Source organism: Streptomyces sp. NPDC050988 (assembly GCF_044456225.1).
GTDB lineage: Bacteria > Actinomycetota > Actinomycetes > Streptomycetales > Streptomycetaceae > Streptomyces.
On the sequence record NZ_JBITFQ010000002.1, the window covers coordinates 628849 to 643758 of the forward strand.

General features: G+C 68.3%; 13 protein-coding genes. 5 read left to right on the forward strand and 8 right to left on the reverse strand.

Features of this window, described 5'->3' with window-relative positions:
* Position 1 precedes the first annotated feature (1 nt).
* From ACIBEI_RS07650 to ACIBEI_RS07670, 5 genes are all read right to left on the reverse strand, one after another.
* Positions 2 to 1618: an ABC transporter substrate-binding protein gene (locus tag ACIBEI_RS07650; protein WP_398886082.1), complete on the reverse strand. Its 1617-nt coding sequence runs from the start codon at positions 1616 to 1618 to the stop codon at positions 2 to 4.
* 70 nt (positions 1619 to 1688) lie between these two features.
* Positions 1689 to 2600 (reverse strand): ABC transporter permease, encoded by a 912-nt coding sequence (locus tag ACIBEI_RS07655; protein WP_398886084.1) that lies wholly within the window; start codon positions 2598 to 2600, stop codon positions 1689 to 1691.
* Entirely contained in the window at positions 2597 to 3571 is a 975-nt protein-coding gene (locus tag ACIBEI_RS07660) for an ABC transporter permease (protein WP_398886344.1), read from the reverse strand. The genes ACIBEI_RS07655 and ACIBEI_RS07660 overlap by 4 nt, the downstream gene beginning before the upstream one ends.
* 266 nt (positions 3572 to 3837) lie before the next feature.
* Complete coding sequence (locus ACIBEI_RS07665; RefSeq protein ID WP_398886086.1) at positions 3838 to 4596, reverse strand: alpha/beta fold hydrolase; 759 nt, start codon at positions 4594 to 4596, stop codon at positions 3838 to 3840.
* A gap of 152 nt (positions 4597 to 4748) precedes the next feature.
* Positions 4749 to 5720: an NAD(P)-dependent alcohol dehydrogenase gene (locus tag ACIBEI_RS07670; RefSeq protein WP_398886088.1), complete on the reverse strand. Its 972-nt coding sequence runs from the start codon at positions 5718 to 5720 to the stop codon at positions 4749 to 4751.
* A gap of 65 nt (positions 5721 to 5785) precedes the next feature.
* Here ACIBEI_RS07670 and ACIBEI_RS07675 point away from each other — a divergent pair, with 65 nt between their 5' ends.
* Together ACIBEI_RS07675 and ACIBEI_RS07680 are read left to right on the forward strand one after the other, a co-directional pair.
* Complete coding sequence (locus tag ACIBEI_RS07675; RefSeq protein WP_398886090.1) at positions 5786 to 5908, forward strand: hypothetical protein; 123 nt, start codon at positions 5786 to 5788, stop codon at positions 5906 to 5908.
* 257 nt (positions 5909 to 6165) lie between these two features.
* A complete protein-coding gene (locus tag ACIBEI_RS07680; protein WP_398886092.1) occupies positions 6166 to 7413 on the forward strand; it encodes a MalY/PatB family protein in 1248 nt (415 codons plus the stop codon).
* Between the two features lie 53 nt (positions 7414 to 7466).
* On the opposite strand, the gene ACIBEI_RS07685 is transcribed toward ACIBEI_RS07680, so the two are convergent.
* Positions 7467 to 8867 carry a cytochrome P450 gene (locus ACIBEI_RS07685; RefSeq protein ID WP_398886094.1) on the reverse strand — a complete coding sequence of 467 codons (1401 nt, stop codon included), beginning with the start codon at positions 8865 to 8867 and terminating at the stop codon, positions 7467 to 7469.
* Between the two features lie 151 nt (positions 8868 to 9018).
* Positions 9019 to 10125 carry an NAD(P)/FAD-dependent oxidoreductase gene (locus ACIBEI_RS07690; protein ID WP_398886096.1) on the reverse strand — a complete coding sequence of 369 codons (1107 nt, stop codon included), beginning with the start codon at positions 10123 to 10125 and terminating at the stop codon, positions 9019 to 9021.
* A 312-nt stretch (positions 10126 to 10437) separates the two neighbouring features.
* Here ACIBEI_RS07690 and ACIBEI_RS07695 point away from each other — a divergent pair, with 312 nt between their 5' ends.
* Positions 10438 to 11253: an SAM-dependent methyltransferase gene (locus tag ACIBEI_RS07695; protein ID WP_398886098.1), complete on the forward strand. Its 816-nt coding sequence runs from the start codon at positions 10438 to 10440 to the stop codon at positions 11251 to 11253.
* 105 nt (positions 11254 to 11358) lie between these two features.
* Here the strand turns inward: ACIBEI_RS07695 and ACIBEI_RS07700 are convergent, their stop codons facing one another.
* Positions 11359 to 12267: a helix-turn-helix domain-containing protein gene (locus ACIBEI_RS07700; RefSeq protein WP_398886100.1), complete on the reverse strand. Its 909-nt coding sequence runs from the start codon at positions 12265 to 12267 to the stop codon at positions 11359 to 11361.
* A 367-nt stretch (positions 12268 to 12634) separates the two neighbouring features.
* Between ACIBEI_RS07700 and ACIBEI_RS07705 the strand changes: the two genes are divergently transcribed.
* The gene (locus ACIBEI_RS07705; RefSeq protein ID WP_398886102.1) at positions 12635 to 13387 is read left to right on the forward strand and encodes a hypothetical protein; all 753 of its coding nucleotides are present in this window, start codon (positions 12635 to 12637) and stop codon (positions 13385 to 13387) included.
* Between the two features lie 110 nt (positions 13388 to 13497).
* A complete protein-coding gene (locus ACIBEI_RS07710) occupies positions 13498 to 14892 on the forward strand; it encodes a M1 family metallopeptidase (protein WP_398886105.1) in 1395 nt (464 codons plus the stop codon).
* The last annotated feature ends 18 nt before the right edge of the window (positions 14893 to 14910 follow it).

Consider the following 14910-nt stretch of genomic DNA (forward strand, 5'->3'; position numbering starts at 1 on the left):
GTCATGCGATCCACGCGTCCTTGAAGAACATGCGCGTACTGGATGCCTCGGTCTTGAATCCCGCCAGCTTGCTGGACCAGACGTCGTACACCGCGGGTGAGGCATACGGGACGATCATGTACGCCTTCTCGGCCACGTACTGGTTCAGTTCCTGGTACATCCGGCTGCGGTCCTTGTCGCTGTCGGCCTTGGCGATGGCGTCCGACATCCGCTGCCAGAGTTCCGGGTCGTCGACCTTCGTCGTCTTCCCGTTCTTCTCGAACCACAGGCTCAGGTACTGACTGGCATCGGCGTTGAGCGATGACGTCAGCTGCATCATGTCGGCGTTCCACTTGCCCGACAGCAGGTTGCTGACCAGCTGCTCGAAGGGGATCTGGGCGATGTCCACCGTCACGCCGATCTTCGACAGCTGTTCCTTGACGAGTTGTGCGGTGGCGAGCTTGTCCGGCCGGTTCGACCGGATCGCCAGTTTGAGCTTCACCGGTCCCGCACCCGAATCGGCGAGGAGTTGCTTCGCCTTGGCCGGGTCGTACTGGCTGTTGGGCAGTTCTGCCTTCTTGCCGTCCAGGATCGGGTCTCCGGCCGGGATGACCCCGGAGGCGACACCGGCTCCCTGCGCCCCGATGCTGATCAGCTGCTTCCGGTCGATGCCGAGACTGATCGCCTGCCGCACCTTGTCGTTGGCCAGCGGGCCGTCCAGGGTGTTCAGGCCGAGCCAGTAGGCGCCGACGTCGTATCCGTCGCCCACGTTGAACTTGCGCTTCTTGAGCGAGGCCGCGTTCTTCGGCAGGGCGACCTGGATGCTGTCCACGGTCCCTGACTGCAGGGCCTGCACCCTAGTGGCCTCGTCGGGTATGACCCGGTACTCGACCTGGTCGATGTACGGCTTCGGCTTGTCCCAGTAACCGTCGAACCGAACGGTCTTGATGAGGGAGCCCTCCCGGAACTCCGCGAGCTTGTACGGGCCCGTCCCGTTCTCCTTCGTCTTGAGGGCGTTGGCCGATTGGGACTTGACCCACTTCTCGCTGACGATTCCGGCGCTCCACGGCTGGGCGAGCAGGTGCAGCAGGGACGACTGCGGCTTCGCCAGCGTCACCACGACCTTGTCAGCGCTCGGGGCGGTCACGTCCTTGAACCTGTAGAGCGCCGCGTACGGCGAGTGCACCGTGGGATCGGTGATCCGCTTGAGGCTGAACGCGACGTCACTCGCCTTGACCGCCTGGCCGTCGTGGAAGGTGACGCCGGGGCGCAGCGTGAACTCGTACCTGGTCGGCGTCGCCTTCTTCCACGAGGCCGCCAGTGCCGGCTTCAGGGTGCTGCCGTCGGGTCCCAGTGAGAGGAGGCCCTCGTAGAACTGTGCGGCCATGCGCTTGGCGTCGAACGCCTGGGCCAGGATGGGATCCAGACCGCTGAGCGGCTGGCTCTCGTCACCGACGACGAGGGTGCCGCCGCGGTGCGGCTTGCCGCTTCCCGTACCGGACTGCGTCTGCCCACCGCCTCCGCAGCCCGAGAGCGCCATCGACGCGGCGGTGATCGCCGCCAGGGTGAGGGCCAGTTTCCTGACCGGTTTGAGTGATATAAGCGATCTGGGTGATGTCGGCGATATCGGTGAGGACATGGTGAGGCCGCCTTCTTTCGGGCGTGGGGCAGGGACGGTTGAGCGCAGGCTCTGTGCCGTGCGGCTGAGGTCAGACGACGGAGCGGCGTGAGATCGCGAAACCCTCGCCGATGAGTCCCCATGCGACGGAGGACAGGAGCAGGGCTCCGCCGGCGCCGAGGACCAGCCATGGCGAGTCCGTCAGGTAGTTCTGTGCCTCGGCGATCATCCGGCCCCAGCTCGGCGTCGGCGGCTGAACTCCGAGGCCGAGATAGCTGAGCGCCGACTCCAGCAGGATGACGATGGCTGCCGAGTTGGCGAGCTGGACCATCATCAGAGGAAGCACGTTGGGGAGCAGATGCTTCAGTACGATCATGAAGGACGGCACTCCGGAGATCCGTGCGGAGAGTACGAACTCCAGCTCGCGGACTTCGAGGCAGCGCGCCCTCACGATCCGGGCGAAGTGCGGTAGCGACACGAACGACAGCACCGCGATCAGGGTCGTCGTCGAGGGCGAGAAGACGGTCACCGCGGCAAGCCCGAGCAGGAGCGAGGGAAACGACAGCATCAGGTCGACCCCGCCCATGAGAAGGGTGTCCAGCCAACGGCCACCGACGCCCGCCGCGAACCCGACGGCCGAACCGGCCACCAGCGCCAGCACGGAGCCTGCCAGCGCGATCGACAGCGAGGTGCGCCCGGCGACGCACAGCCGGACGAAGTAGTCCCGGCCCAGGTCGTCCGTGCCCAGCCAGTGGGTCCCGTTGGGAGCCGCGAAGGGCGGTCCGGCCACCTCGTTCGCGGAGAACGGCCGGATCAGGGGCGCCACGTATGCCATGGCGACCAGCACGACTAGGATGCCGAGTCCGACTGCGACCCCGGCGCTGGGCCGGAACTTGCGCCGCCGCGGGCGAACGGCGGATCCCTCGACGGCGTCCAAAGCGTCCACGGCGTCGGCTGCGTTGGACGCGTCAGGTGTGTCGGACAGCACCGGCGACTCACTCATCGTGATTCACCTACCTTGGGGTCGATCAGACGGTGGATCAGGTCCACCGCGAGGTTCATCACGATGTAGGTCAGGCCGAGCAGCAGGATGCAGGCCTGGGTGACCGCGTAGTCCTTCTGGAGCAGCGAGTTGACGGTGAGCTGGCCGATGCCGGGGATCGCGAAGACGTTCTCGATCAGGATGGAGTTGCCGACCAGGCCTGCCAGTTGCAGTCCGGCCACCGTGACCACCGGGCCCGACGCGTTCCGCACGCCGTGCCGGAGCGTCGCCTGCCAGCGCGTCGCTCCGGTCGCCAGAGCGGTGCGCATGTAGTCCTGTTCATAGACCTCGATCATCGAGGCGCGCATGAACCGGCACAGTGTCGAACCGAGGGGAAGTCCCAGGGCGAGCGCAGGGAGGACGATGCTCTGCAGGTTCCGCACCGGGTCGTCCGAGAGGGGTACGAAGCCGACGGCCGGCCAGGTCGGAACGACGTACGAGGCCGCGAGTATCAGGCAGAGGCCGAAGACGAACACCGGCGTCGCCAGCCCGAGGAAGGCCGATCCTCGCGCCAGCCGGTCGAAGAGCCGGCCCTGGCGGAGGGCCGCCAGCACTCCGGCGGGCACGCCCCACAGAACCGACACCACCGTGGCGGCCAGGGCGAGTTGCAATGTGTTCGGGAGTCGCTGCTTGATGAGGTCGAGGACCGGCAGTCCGTTGTAGACCGACTGTCCGAAGTCCCCGTGGAACAGCCTGCCGAGCCAGAGCAGGTACTGCTCCGTCACTGAGCGGTTGAGCCCGAGGTCCTCCGTGAGCCGTGCCCGGGTCGCCGCGTCGGAGTACGGCCCGGCCAGGACGTCCGCCGGGTTTCCCGGCAGCAGCCGGACAAGTCCGAACGCGACGATCGACAGCACCAACAGGACGGCGAGCCCTCGAAGGACCCTTCGGGCGATGAACGGAATCAGGGGCGGCAGGCTGGTTGCCCGCCTCAGGAGTCCCGCACCCGTGAGAGAGCGGCTGGGTGGGCCCAGTCCGGTGATGTGCTGCAATCCCAAAACCTCCCGGTTGGGATCGGATCCGTACTGAGTACGGTGGATGGTGAGCGGTACCCTGCCCATTCCGAAACGGCGGGTGAAGCATCGTGTCCCGTTCAGCGGACCGGTGTCCGCGCCGGCCATCCCGCACCCCTTCGACACGCCCGGGGGCACGACTCAGTCGGGTGCCGCCGGTTCGGCACCCGACGCGTCGTCAGGTCTGCTCAGCGCAAGGAACGTGCGATGGCGGCGGCGAAGCCTTGCGGGTTCTCGTGCATCAGGTCGTGTCCGGCGTCGGGAACCCCGATGACAGGAATCCCGGCGGCGCGCATCACGTCTTCCTCTTCGTAGGGCCGGCTGTGAGCCCCCACGACGAGCGCGCGGCGGTGCGGCAGGGCGAGGAAGCGCTCGGCCATGTCCGGTTCCGTTGCCTGGACGAGCCCGACGGCGCTGCGGTACAGGGCACGTGGATCGGTCACCCTCACACGGGCGGCGTAGGTCGGGTCGTAGGTGTTGAGCAGGAGGTCGAACCCGTGGTCCAGGTACTCGGATTCGGCGTACTGGGCGATGGACTTGCTGAACAGTCCGCCCCCGGCATGCCAGTTGGGCTCTGCCGCGATGACGCGGGAGAAGAGTTCCTCTCTCTCCGAGGCCAGGATGATGGCGATGGCACCGCCCATGGAATGGCCGACGAGGACGGCCTGCCGAATGCCGAGGTGGTCGAGTACGTCGGCGACGGTCCGCGCGTGGTCGTGCAGGGTGTACGAGAAGTCGGCCGGGCGGTCGCTGTATCCATGGCCGAGCAGGTCCACGATGACGGCTCGGTGGCCGACGAGCGAGGGCTGTGTCGCGATGTGGGTGAAGTCGGCGGAGCCCGCGCATCCCAGGCCGTGCACATAGACATGTGGTGGCCCCGTCGTGCTGCCCGGGATGTCGGTCCAGCGGATGTGACCGCCGACGGCTGGGAGGAAGAGCGAGTCCACCGACAGGCTCCCTTCGGTTCGTGGGGCGGTGTGCCGTTGAGGGCCGGGCCGCGAAAACCGCGCCATCGTATGCCCTTGGCGATCAGGGGCACCTGGGAGCGCCGGCCGGCGGTGGAGAGGCCGCAACGCTGAAAAGCCCTACGCCTCGTCGATCAGTTCGGCGGAACGATGATGATGACGACATTGCCGATCTTCTGCCCCGTCTCGACGTACCGATGGGCGTCGGCGATCTGCTCCAGTGGATAGCGCCGGTCGATGACCGGACGGAATTCTCCCGACTCCATCAGCTCCCGGAAATACCGCGCCATCTCCTGGTCCTGCTTCGGAAAGGGGAACTTGACTTTCCTGCCGCGGAAGAGAGGCGTGACGAGTGGCAGAAGGAGGTTCTGGCACCAGGGGCCAAGGTCGGACGACAGATAGACCCCGCCGGGTTTCAACAGCCGCTTGCAGTGGCCGAACGTGCTCTTGCCGACCGCGTCGAACACCGCGTCGTAGCTCTGCCGGTCCCTGGTGAAGTCCTGGGCCGTGTGGTCCACGACCCGGTCCGCGCCCAGGCCCTCCACCAGCTCCATGTGCGCCCCGTCGCACACCGCGGTCACGGTGGCCCCGCGATGTTTCAGGAGCTGCACGGCCGCGGAGCCGATGGCGCCTGTCGCGCCGTACACGAGGACGGCCTGTCCGGGCCGGATGCCCGCCTTGTCGACGAACGCCAGCGCGTAGTGGGAGCCCTCGGTGCCGGGAGCGGCCTCCTCGAAGGTCACACCGTCCGGCATGGTCGCGATGGCACCGTCGTGCGGAACCGACAGGTACTCGGCATGTGTTCCGAACCGGCCCTCGTTGTAGCCGAACACCCGGTCGCCTGCCTTGAAGGACGTGACATCGCTGCCGACCGCGTCCACCACTCCCGCGTACTCGGTCCCGGGCACCGTACGCCGGGGCCGGGCAAGGCCGGTGAGTACGCGTACGAAGAAGGGACTGGCCGCTCGATAGGCACAGTCCGTGCGGTTGACCGTGGTCGCGTGCACCTTCACCAGAACGTCCTGGTCCCCGATCGACGGCTTGTCCACCTCGGCGACCCTGATCACGTCGGGCGGACCGTACCGGTTGTGCACCGCTGCCTTCATGGGCGAACCATAGCGGCAGGCCACGTCGTGCTCAGGCGGTCCCGTCGTACCGCTGGAGCTTGGAGATGACCAGCTTGCCGAACGAGGTGGCGATCCCGCAGAGATCCTTGGAAGCGTCCGGTTCGTATCGACCGACGACGATGCTGAAGGAGTTGTACGAGTCGTCGGAACTGATCCTGATGTTCTGATCTCGCGAGGAGGCTGTGTGATTCCGTAGGCGGCGAGTTCCTGATCGTCGAGCGCGAACAGCATCGCGAGCACGATCGCCACAGGGCTGACACGGTGTCCTTCGAGGTTCGGGGACATGCGCCGGAGGCTATGTGTGTGGTGTGGGGAGGGGTCCCTGAACCGCCGGCCGAACGAAGCCGCCGTACGCGCGGCCGTCATCGCCTACCGGCCCGCACCACCCGGACAGGCCCATACCACCCGGACATTGGAGGATCGCGTGACCGAGACCACGAAGCAGGCAGTGTCCGAGGGCGCCGAGAGCGGACGGACCGATCCCCTGGTGCAGGTGTCCCTGCAGCAGTTGCGAAGGCGTACCAGCATGAAGTGGCGCGCCCATCCCGAGGACGTACTGCCCCTGTGGGTGGCGGAGATGGACGTTCCGCTGGCTCCCTGCGTCGCCGACGCACTGCACAGAGCCATCGGCCTGGGCGACACCGGGTATGCCCACGGAACCGCCTATGCCGAGGCCCTGGCCGCCTTCGCCGCCGACCGCTGGCGGTGGGAGGGTCTTCGCGTCGGGAACACGGCCATCGTCCCCGACGTCATGTTGGGGATCGTCGAGGTTCTCCGGCTCATCACGGACCCGGGCGACGCCGTCGTCGTGTGCTCGCCCGTCTATCCGCCGTTCTACGCCTTCGTGGGCCACGACGCCCGCGAGGTGATCGAGGCTCCCCTGGGCCCCGATCTGCGTATCGACCTCGCTGCCCTGGAGGACGCGTTCGTACGGGCGCGGCGGCATGGTCGGCGTCCGGCGTTTCTGCTGTGCAACCCGCACAACCCGAGCGGTGTCGTGCACACCCGCCAGGACCTGGAGTCCATCGCCGCACTCGCCCGCCGACATGGCGTCCGCGTGGTCTCCGACGAGATCCACGCCCCGCTCGTACTGCCAGGCGCCACGTTCACGCCGTTTCTCGGTGTGCCCGGATCGGAGAACGGCTTCGCCCTGATGTCCGCCTCCAAGGCGTGGAACCTGGCCGGGCTCAAAGCCGCCCTGGCCATCGCCGGCGAGGAGGCTGCCGCCGACCTCCGCCGGATGCCCGAGGAGGTCGGTCACGGGCCCAGCCACCTGGGGATCCTCGCCCACACGGCCGCGCTCCAGGAGGGCGTGGACTGGCTCGACGAACTGCTGGACGGGCTCGACGCGAACCGAACCCTGCTGGGGCAGCTCATCGCGGAACACCTTCCCGGCATCCGGTACCTGCCGCCGCAGGGCACCTACTTGGCGTGGCTGGACTGCACACGGCTGGGACTGCACGACGAACACCGGGCCCACGGTCCCGGCATCGTGTCCGACCTCGCCGGACCGGCACAGATGTTCCTCGACGAAGCCCGCGTCGCCCTCAGCTCCGGCCACGTCTTCGGCACCGGCGGCGCGGGGTGCGTACGCCTCAACTTCGCCACCTCACCGGCCATCCTGCGCCAGGCGCTCGACAGGATGGGGCGCGCGGTGCGGGAGTTGAGGTGAGGCCGACACGCGCGTTCCGGCCTCACCTCAGGTCCCGCTCGCGTGTCCCGGCGTCAGCGGCCCGCGCGGATCAGGCTCGTCAGATAGCTCCACAGTGATGAGCGCTGCCGGGCGGACGGGTCCGGCAGCACCGGCTCGGCCGGTTCCGCCGCCGGGTCGTGCGCCGGCGGCAGATCGGGCACCGAGGCGAGTTCGTACCGTACGGGCAGCGAGCGCAGGCCGCGCATGAAGGGCGAGGAGCGCCACGGGAGTTGGTCGACGGGGAGTGCGAGGTCGAGTCGGGAGAACCGCTCGAACAGGCGGCTCACGCCCACCGCAGCGACCGTGGACGCGAGTTCGCGCGCCGGGCACTGGCGGCGGCCCGCGCCCCAGGACAGGTGCGCCCGGGTGCTGACGGTGGTGCTCTTCGCCACGCTGTCCGCGAAGACCGGGTCGGCGTGCGCCGCCGCCGAGGAGACCCAGACCGGGTCGCCCGCGCGGATCGTGTACTTCCCGAGCGGGGTGTCCTTGGTGGCGAAGCGCGGCACGAAGTTCACCAGCGGAGGCTTTCGCATGACCACCCGGTTCATGGTCTCCCTGACCATCCCGGCGGACAGGCTGGCACGCGCGCCGCCGTCGCCCGACAGGACCTCGACCACCGTGTTGGAGATGAGGATGCCGACGTGGTCGGACGTCATGCCCAGCAGCATGAACAGCTCACGGGCCAACTCGTCGAGCGAGAGGTCCGGGTGTGCGTCCAGCAGGTGCGAGGGGAAGTCGTCCCCCGGCGTCTTCAGTTTCATCGCCGCCAGTTCGGCCAGCGTCGCCAACAGGCGCTCCAGGGCGGGCTCCGCGTCCGGACCCGCGTCCAGGACCCGCCACATGTCCATCAGCGCGTCGTCGCCCTGTGAACCGGGGAAGCCGAGCAGGTGACTTGCCACCATCAGCGGCAGGGGCCGGGAGAACTGGGCGGACAGATCAGCGAGGCCCGTTCCGCCTGCTTGGCCCACCAGGGTGATCAGTTCGTCGGCGTAGGCGGTGACGGCCGTCTTGAGCTTCTTCGCCTGGGGATGGCGCGGGTCCTGGAACGGCCTGAGAGCCGTGTCCCACGCCGTACGCAACCGCGGGTATCCGGGACCGCCCTGGATCAGTACGTGGTTGACCTCGAGGGACGGCCCGAGCGGCCAGTCGGCGGGGACGCGCCCCTCCGAGCGGGCTCGCCAGTTCTCCAGGCCCTTCGGCCAGGCGTCGTCGTCCTGGAGTACCTCGAGTGACTCCCGGTAGCCGAGGACCAACCAGGCGGGTACGCCCAGGAGATCGACCGGGGCGACCGGGCCGTGGCGCTGCCTCAGCCGTTCGTACACCAGTGAGGGACGTGTCTCGTAGTCCCGGGTGAGCAGCGGTTCGGGAGTCATCGCCTCCAACGGTGTGTCGTCCAGATCCACGGATCCGCCGTCGCCCAACTGGGATTCCATCGCCTTGCCGCCCCTTCCGCACTCCCCGTACCGACTCGCCTTCAGCCGGTAGTTGGAAACGTGGGGACCTTACCCCAGGGGGCATACGTGGGCGAACGACGGGTGCCGCCGTGGCGTCGTCGTTCGTGTGCGGGAAGCCGCGCGTCGTGTGTCAGGCCGCGGTGTACCCCAGTTGGCGCCTCATGTAGGGGGTCATCAGGGTCTTTGCCTTGGCCAGGGTGGTGGTCCGGCCGCCGAGTACCGCGGTCTCGCCGCCCAGTACGGGCAGCATGGTCACTCCGTCCGCCTGGCCGAACGGCACGATGAGCGGGGTGCGCTGGATGGGCCGGTACGAGCGGGACTGTGTGCGGTGCTTGCCCGAACTGCCCAGGTAGGCGCGGATGTTGTGGGCGGCGAGGTCCGCCTGGGCGAGCGCGGCGGGAGTGATCTTGAGCTCGCTCGCGTCGTTCACGTCGCCGACCGCGAATACATCCGATCGGCCCTCGGCCCGGAGCATCCGGTCGACCTTCACATGCCCGCTCGCGTTCAGCCAGTCACCGTGCCCACCCAGGCGCAGCCAGAGCGTGTTGGGGGTGGTGCCCGTCGCCCAGAAGGAGCGGTCGGCCGCCACCACGTTCCCGCGCGCGTCGCGGTACGTACCGAAGTCGTGGCCCGGGGACATGAACGAGTCGAGCCGCACCTCCACGTCGTGGGACTCCAGCCAGGCGCGGGCCTTGCGCCCGGCCCGCTCGCTGCCCGTCGAGTGGAGCAGGGCCGGGCCGGAGTGGGCGAGCGTCACCCGGGCGTCCGGCCGGGCCAGACGGATCTCGGCGGCCAGCTCGACGCCGGAAGGGCCACCGCCGACAACCAGTACATGATCCGCGGTGGCGACGCTCCGCTGGTGCTCGGCGAACGACTTGGCCGCCTCCTCGGCGGTGGTGCCGGAGAAACGAGCCGGTTCGGGATAGTCGGCGCCGGTGGCGATCACCACCACGTCGTACGGGAGGCGCTCGCCGGTGGCCAGCACCACCTCTCGCTCGGCGGTGTCGACACGGACCGCCTTGCCCACGGCCACCCGGCCGTTGCCGAGCAGCCGGTCGTACGGGATGAACGGAGCCATCGTCCATTCCGGACGCACTCCGGCGCGCAGGGAGGCGATGCGGTGGAAGAAGACGTCTTTGCGATCGACCAGCGTGACCCGCGCCGTCCCGTCCAGCCGTTTCGCCAGCCGGACGCCCGCGTAGCCGCCGCCTATCACCACTACATCGCCGTCACGCACGCCGAATCTCCTGTGCCTATGGGGGGCGAGGGCCGGGGCGGGTGGGGCGCCGGCATCGACCACTCGACTGTCGGCGAGCGTAACGGTTGAAACCTAAAGGGCTCATGAACTTCTGTGGACGTTCTGTGAAGTGACGGCATGAATGTCGACTTTCAGCCCGACCGGAGAACGCAAACAAGTCATTGGCCGGTGAACCACGGACAGGTTGGGCTGGTGGATTTACATGATCCAAACCCGGGGAATAACGTGGCTCTCCACGACTGGTGCTCGACAGTTTCGCGGTTCTCACCCTACGTACACACAGGAGTGTCCATGACTGATGCACGAGAGAACTCCGACCAGGAGGCACTCTCCAAGATCGACACCACCGTGCCGCAATCGGCCCGGATCTGGAACTACTGGCTGGGCGGCAAGGACAACTACGAAGTCGACCGCATAGCCGGTGACGCGTTCCGTGACATTTTCCCCGGGATCGAGACCGGAGCCCGCGCCGCCCGCTATTTCCTCGCCCGCGCCGTCCGTCATCTCGCCGCCGAGGAGGGAATCCGGCAGTTCCTGGACATCGGTACCGGGCTGCCGAATGTGGACAACACCCATGAGATCGCCCAGCGGGTGGCGCCGGAATGCCGGATCGTCTACGTCGACAACGACCCGTTGGTGCTGGCACACGCCCGCGCACTGCTGGTCAGCAGCTCGGTGGGGGTCACCAACTACGTCGACGCCGATCTGCGCGACCCGAGCACGATCCTGCGGGAGGCGGCGAAGACGCTGGACTTCGACCAGCCCGTCGCCCTCATGCTGATGGGCATCCTCGGCCACATCGAGGACCACGACGAAGCACGTTCGATCGTGCGGCAGTTGGTGGACGGTCTGCCGGCCGGCAGTTTCCTCGTGCAGTACGACAGCACCGACACCAGTGACGCCTATGTCGATGCCATCCGGCAGTACAACGAGGGTGGCTCGATCCCGTACATCCTTCGCAGCCCCGAGCAGATCGAGCGCTACTTCGACGGCCTGGAACTGCTGGAGCCGGGCGTGGCCTCGTGCTCCCGCTGGCGTCCCGACACCGAGGCATTGGGCCTCCCGGCGGAAGTCCATCAGTACGGAGGCGTCGCCCTCAAGCGCTGAACTCCGACGAGCGGCAGCCCACTTGGCCCACGCCGCCGCGACGGCCGCCGGACGCGACGACCGGCACTCACTCCATCGGTCACCGGGAGTCCTGATCCCTTCGGGTCAGGTCTCCCGAAGGATGCGATGGAGGATCGTGCACGTCGCGTCCGGCGAATCGGCCTGGACGACCAGGCGGTTCATGACACCCCAGTAGTACTCGATCTCGCTCGGCTTGTCGGGATAGACGGCGCTGGCGAGCTGTTCCAGGTACACCATGTCGGGCAGCAGTCCGCCGGGCAGGCGCACGATGGTGACCGGACCTCCGGCGGCGGCGTGGCCACCGGCGAGGAACGGCACGATCTGTACGGTGATCTGCGGGAGTTGGCAGATCTCGATGAGGTGCTGGAGCTGGGCGCGCATCGTGCCGGTGCCACCCACCGGGCGGCGCAGTGCCGCCTCGTCGATCACCGCCCAGAACTGAGCCGCTCGCTGCCGGTGCAGGATCTGCCGGCGTTTCATGCGCAGGGTGACCCGCCGATCGATCTCGTCCGCCGCAGCCTCCGGACAGCTGAGCCGGACGGCGGCGCGAGCGTAGTCGGGAATCTGCAGCAGGTCGGGAACGACCTGTGGCTGGAAGCAGCGGATGAGGCTCGCCGCCTGTTCGGCCCCGAGGTAGGCCTGCGTCCAGGCGGGCACGACGTCGTTGTACGGCTGCCACCAGCCGGGGGTGTTGGCCTGTCTGGCCAGAGCCATCAAGGTGGCGCGCTCGGCCTCGTCGGTGACTCCGTAGAGAGTGAGCAGGTCGGACACGTCACGCATCTTGAACCCGTGGCGGCCCCACTCCATTCTGCTGATCTTGGACTGAGAGGCGCGGATGGCCTCGCCCGCCTCCTCCCGGGAGAAGTGCAGTTCTTCCCGGAGCCGGCGCAGCCGTGCCCCCAGCACCAGACGCGGCACCGTCGGCCCCGACGCGGTACGGGCGTTCAGCTCGGCGTCCGCCTCCGGTGTGCCCACGGTCTCTGTGGCGCCCATGGATGTTCTCCCTGGCGTTGAACTCAACTCCCCGCGCATACAAGCTCGTTGGCCGTCATTCTAGATGACTGGGTCCACGGCTCGGCCGTCGGCGCTTGGCGTCGTTCGGCGTCTGGCTCCACCCGGGCCGGTCCGTGCCGGCCGGCCAGGTTTCCCTTGCAGAGTTCGGCGATCTCGTCGTGTCGCCCCTCCCTGCGGTCGCCACCCTGCGGGCAGGGCCGGCACGGAGCCACCGTCCACCACGGCGCTCAGCATCCTCACCACCCACGGCCATGGCGCCGTCGGGTGAAGTCCGGGCGCACACTGGTGACTTGCTCTGAGTAGCCGTACTCATGTGCGCTCCGCTGACCACGCACACACTGCGAGCATGAGACGACTTTCCAGCGAAAATCATCGCATTCACCGCATACCGCGCCCCTCGCGCGTCCGCCGCGGCGCGATACCCGCGGCGCTGTGCGCACTCGCCCTCACTCTCACCGCCTGCGGCTCCGAACGAGCGGCAGGCAAGGACCCGAAGGACGGAACCGACGACCGGGTCGAGGCCGGCTCGACCGCGACCGCCCCCGCCACGGTCTTCCCCACCGACTCCTCGGATCCCGAGTCCTCGGACCCCGACTTCCTGGCGTTCATGGAACTCCTCGTCTCCATCACCGAACCCTGCCTGAAGTACGAGCCGACCGAGGAGCCCCCTACGGAACCGCCGGAGGAACCGGATCCCACGGAGCAACCCGTCACACCCCTGCCCGAGCCGTTACCGCCGGACGCGACGCCGCCCCCGGTGGAGCCCAGAGACCCGGATGACGCCAGGAAAGAGGTGGAGCTGAGCGCCGTGGAGAAATGCGATGCCCGTGTCCACTCCCGCCGCATCGCGAAAGCCCTCAAGGACACCCCCGATCCGACACCGGGACAGGTCAGGGATGTCCTGCGCGGCCTCGGTTACGTCGACCAGCGGATCCACGGCCCACAACGCTCCGGCGAGAGCGTGGAGTTCACCCTCGACCTGCGGCTGCTGGGCGGTGAGCTGTGCCTCTCCGGCAAGGTCACCGGCACGAGGACCGTCACCGATGCGTACGGCGGCTCTCCTGAGGTCGGCTGCACGGATGTCCGACGCCTGCGCTGAACAGCGGCTGCCGGGCACGGAACCCCGTGCCTGGCGGCCGACGGCCGGGATCTGTCAGTCGCAGCGGGGGCGAGCGCGAATGTCGGATAGGTGTGGCATCATCCGCTGCCATGTCGTCACTACCTGTTGGGCCGTCAAGAACCGGTCGCCGTCTATTCGTTGGCCTGGTCGCGTTGCTCGTGGCGACCGGCACGACCGTGGCCGATGCCGTCACAGCGCCCAAGGCCAGGGCGAGCAAGTCCGAGGCCGCGACACCCGATCGCCTTCGCTACGACGTGACCCTGCGCGGCAACGCCGACGGCTCCCGCTGGACGGGCCGCCAACGGGTGACGTTCCGCAACGCCTCCGAACGCCCCCTGCACGAGGTGTACGTACGTCTGTGGGGCAACGGAGACGACAAGTGCGGCACGCCCGGCAAGCCGTCCCCCATCAGGCTGACCAAGGTGCGCGGCGGCACCCCCGGCCAACTCACCGTGAACTGCACGGCGTTGCGCATCACCCTGCCGAAGCCGCTCGCGCGCGGTGAGCGGACGGCCGTCGCCTTCGACGTGTCCATCACCGTGCCCGAGCGCAACGCCCGCTTCGGCCGTGAGGGCGCGTTCCGCTTCCTGGGCAACGCCCTGCCGGTGCTCGCCGTGCACGACGCGAAGGGCTGGCACCTCGATCCGTACGTGTCGACCGGCGAGAGCTTCTACGCCCTGGCGAGCGACTTCCGGGCACGCATCGACCACCCATCAGCCCTCAAGGTCCCGGCGACCGGCCGCACTTGGACCAGCCCCGGCAAGCGCGGACGTACGGTCACGCACAGCGTCGCGCACAGGGTCCGGGACTTCGCGTGGGCGGCGGGCCCGTTCCGCACGGCGACCGAGACCTCTCCCGGGGGCGTGCGCGTGAAGTCGTACTGGGCGCCGAACACACCCGCCGCGGGTGTACGCCTCAACCGGAAGGACGGCGTCGCCGCCATCGACCGGTTCGGCAGGGAGTTCGGCCGCTATCCGGACGGCGAGATCGACCTCGTGATGACCAAGGAGTTCGGCGGCGGCATGGAGTACCCCGGCCTGGTCCTCCTCGGCACCACCGAAGAGGGCGGCGCCGTCGTCCACGAGGTGGCCCACCAGTGGTGGTACGGCATCGTGGGCAACGACGAGTACGGCGCGCCCTGGCTCGACGAGAGCTTCGCCCAGTACGCCAACGCCCGCTTCTACGGCTGGGACACCAGCGACTGCTGGTCCGACGACTGGCCGAGCGAGAGCACCGCGCTCACCAACTCGATGGCCTACTGGGCCGAGCACCGCGACGAGTACCACCTGATCTACACGGCCGGCCCCTGCGCCCTGGCGCGCCTGGAGGAAACACTCGGAGCCGACACCATGGCAGGCCTCCTCAAGCGGTACGCCCGTGACCACTGGTACGGCCTCTCCACCACCGCCGATTTCAAGAAGGCCGCGCAGTCCGTGACGGACAAGGACCTGGGGCCGTTCTGGGAGAGGTACCGCATTCGCTGAGGTAACGCGGGGCGTACG

Bases quoted from the DNA above. Each gene is read 5' to 3' on its own strand.
- ACIBEI_RS07650 (WP_398886082.1), bottom strand. From the start codon at position 1,618: ATGTCCTCACCGATATCGCCGACATCACCCAGATCGCTTATATCACTC.
- ACIBEI_RS07655 (WP_398886084.1), bottom strand. From the start codon at position 2,600: ATGAGTGAGTCGCCGGTGCTGTCCGACACACCTGACGCGTCCAACGCA.
- ACIBEI_RS07670 (WP_398886088.1), bottom strand. From the start codon at position 5,720: ATGAAGGCAGCGGTGCACAACCGGTACGGTCCGCCCGACGTGATCAGG.
- ACIBEI_RS07675 (WP_398886090.1), top strand. From the start codon at position 5,786: ATGACCAGCTTGCCGAACGAGGTGGCGATCCCGCAGAGATCCTTGGAA.
- ACIBEI_RS07685 (WP_398886094.1), bottom strand. From the start codon at position 8,867: ATGGAATCCCAGTTGGGCGACGGCGGATCCGTGGATCTGGACGACACA.
- ACIBEI_RS07695 (WP_398886098.1), top strand. From the start codon at position 10,438: ATGACTGATGCACGAGAGAACTCCGACCAGGAGGCACTCTCCAAGATC.
- ACIBEI_RS07700 (WP_398886100.1), bottom strand. From the start codon at position 12,267: ATGGGCGCCACAGAGACCGTGGGCACACCGGAGGCGGACGCCGAGCTG.
- ACIBEI_RS07705 (WP_398886102.1), top strand. From the start codon at position 12,635: ATGAGACGACTTTCCAGCGAAAATCATCGCATTCACCGCATACCGCGC.
- ACIBEI_RS07710 (WP_398886105.1), top strand. From the start codon at position 13,498: ATGTCGTCACTACCTGTTGGGCCGTCAAGAACCGGTCGCCGTCTATTC.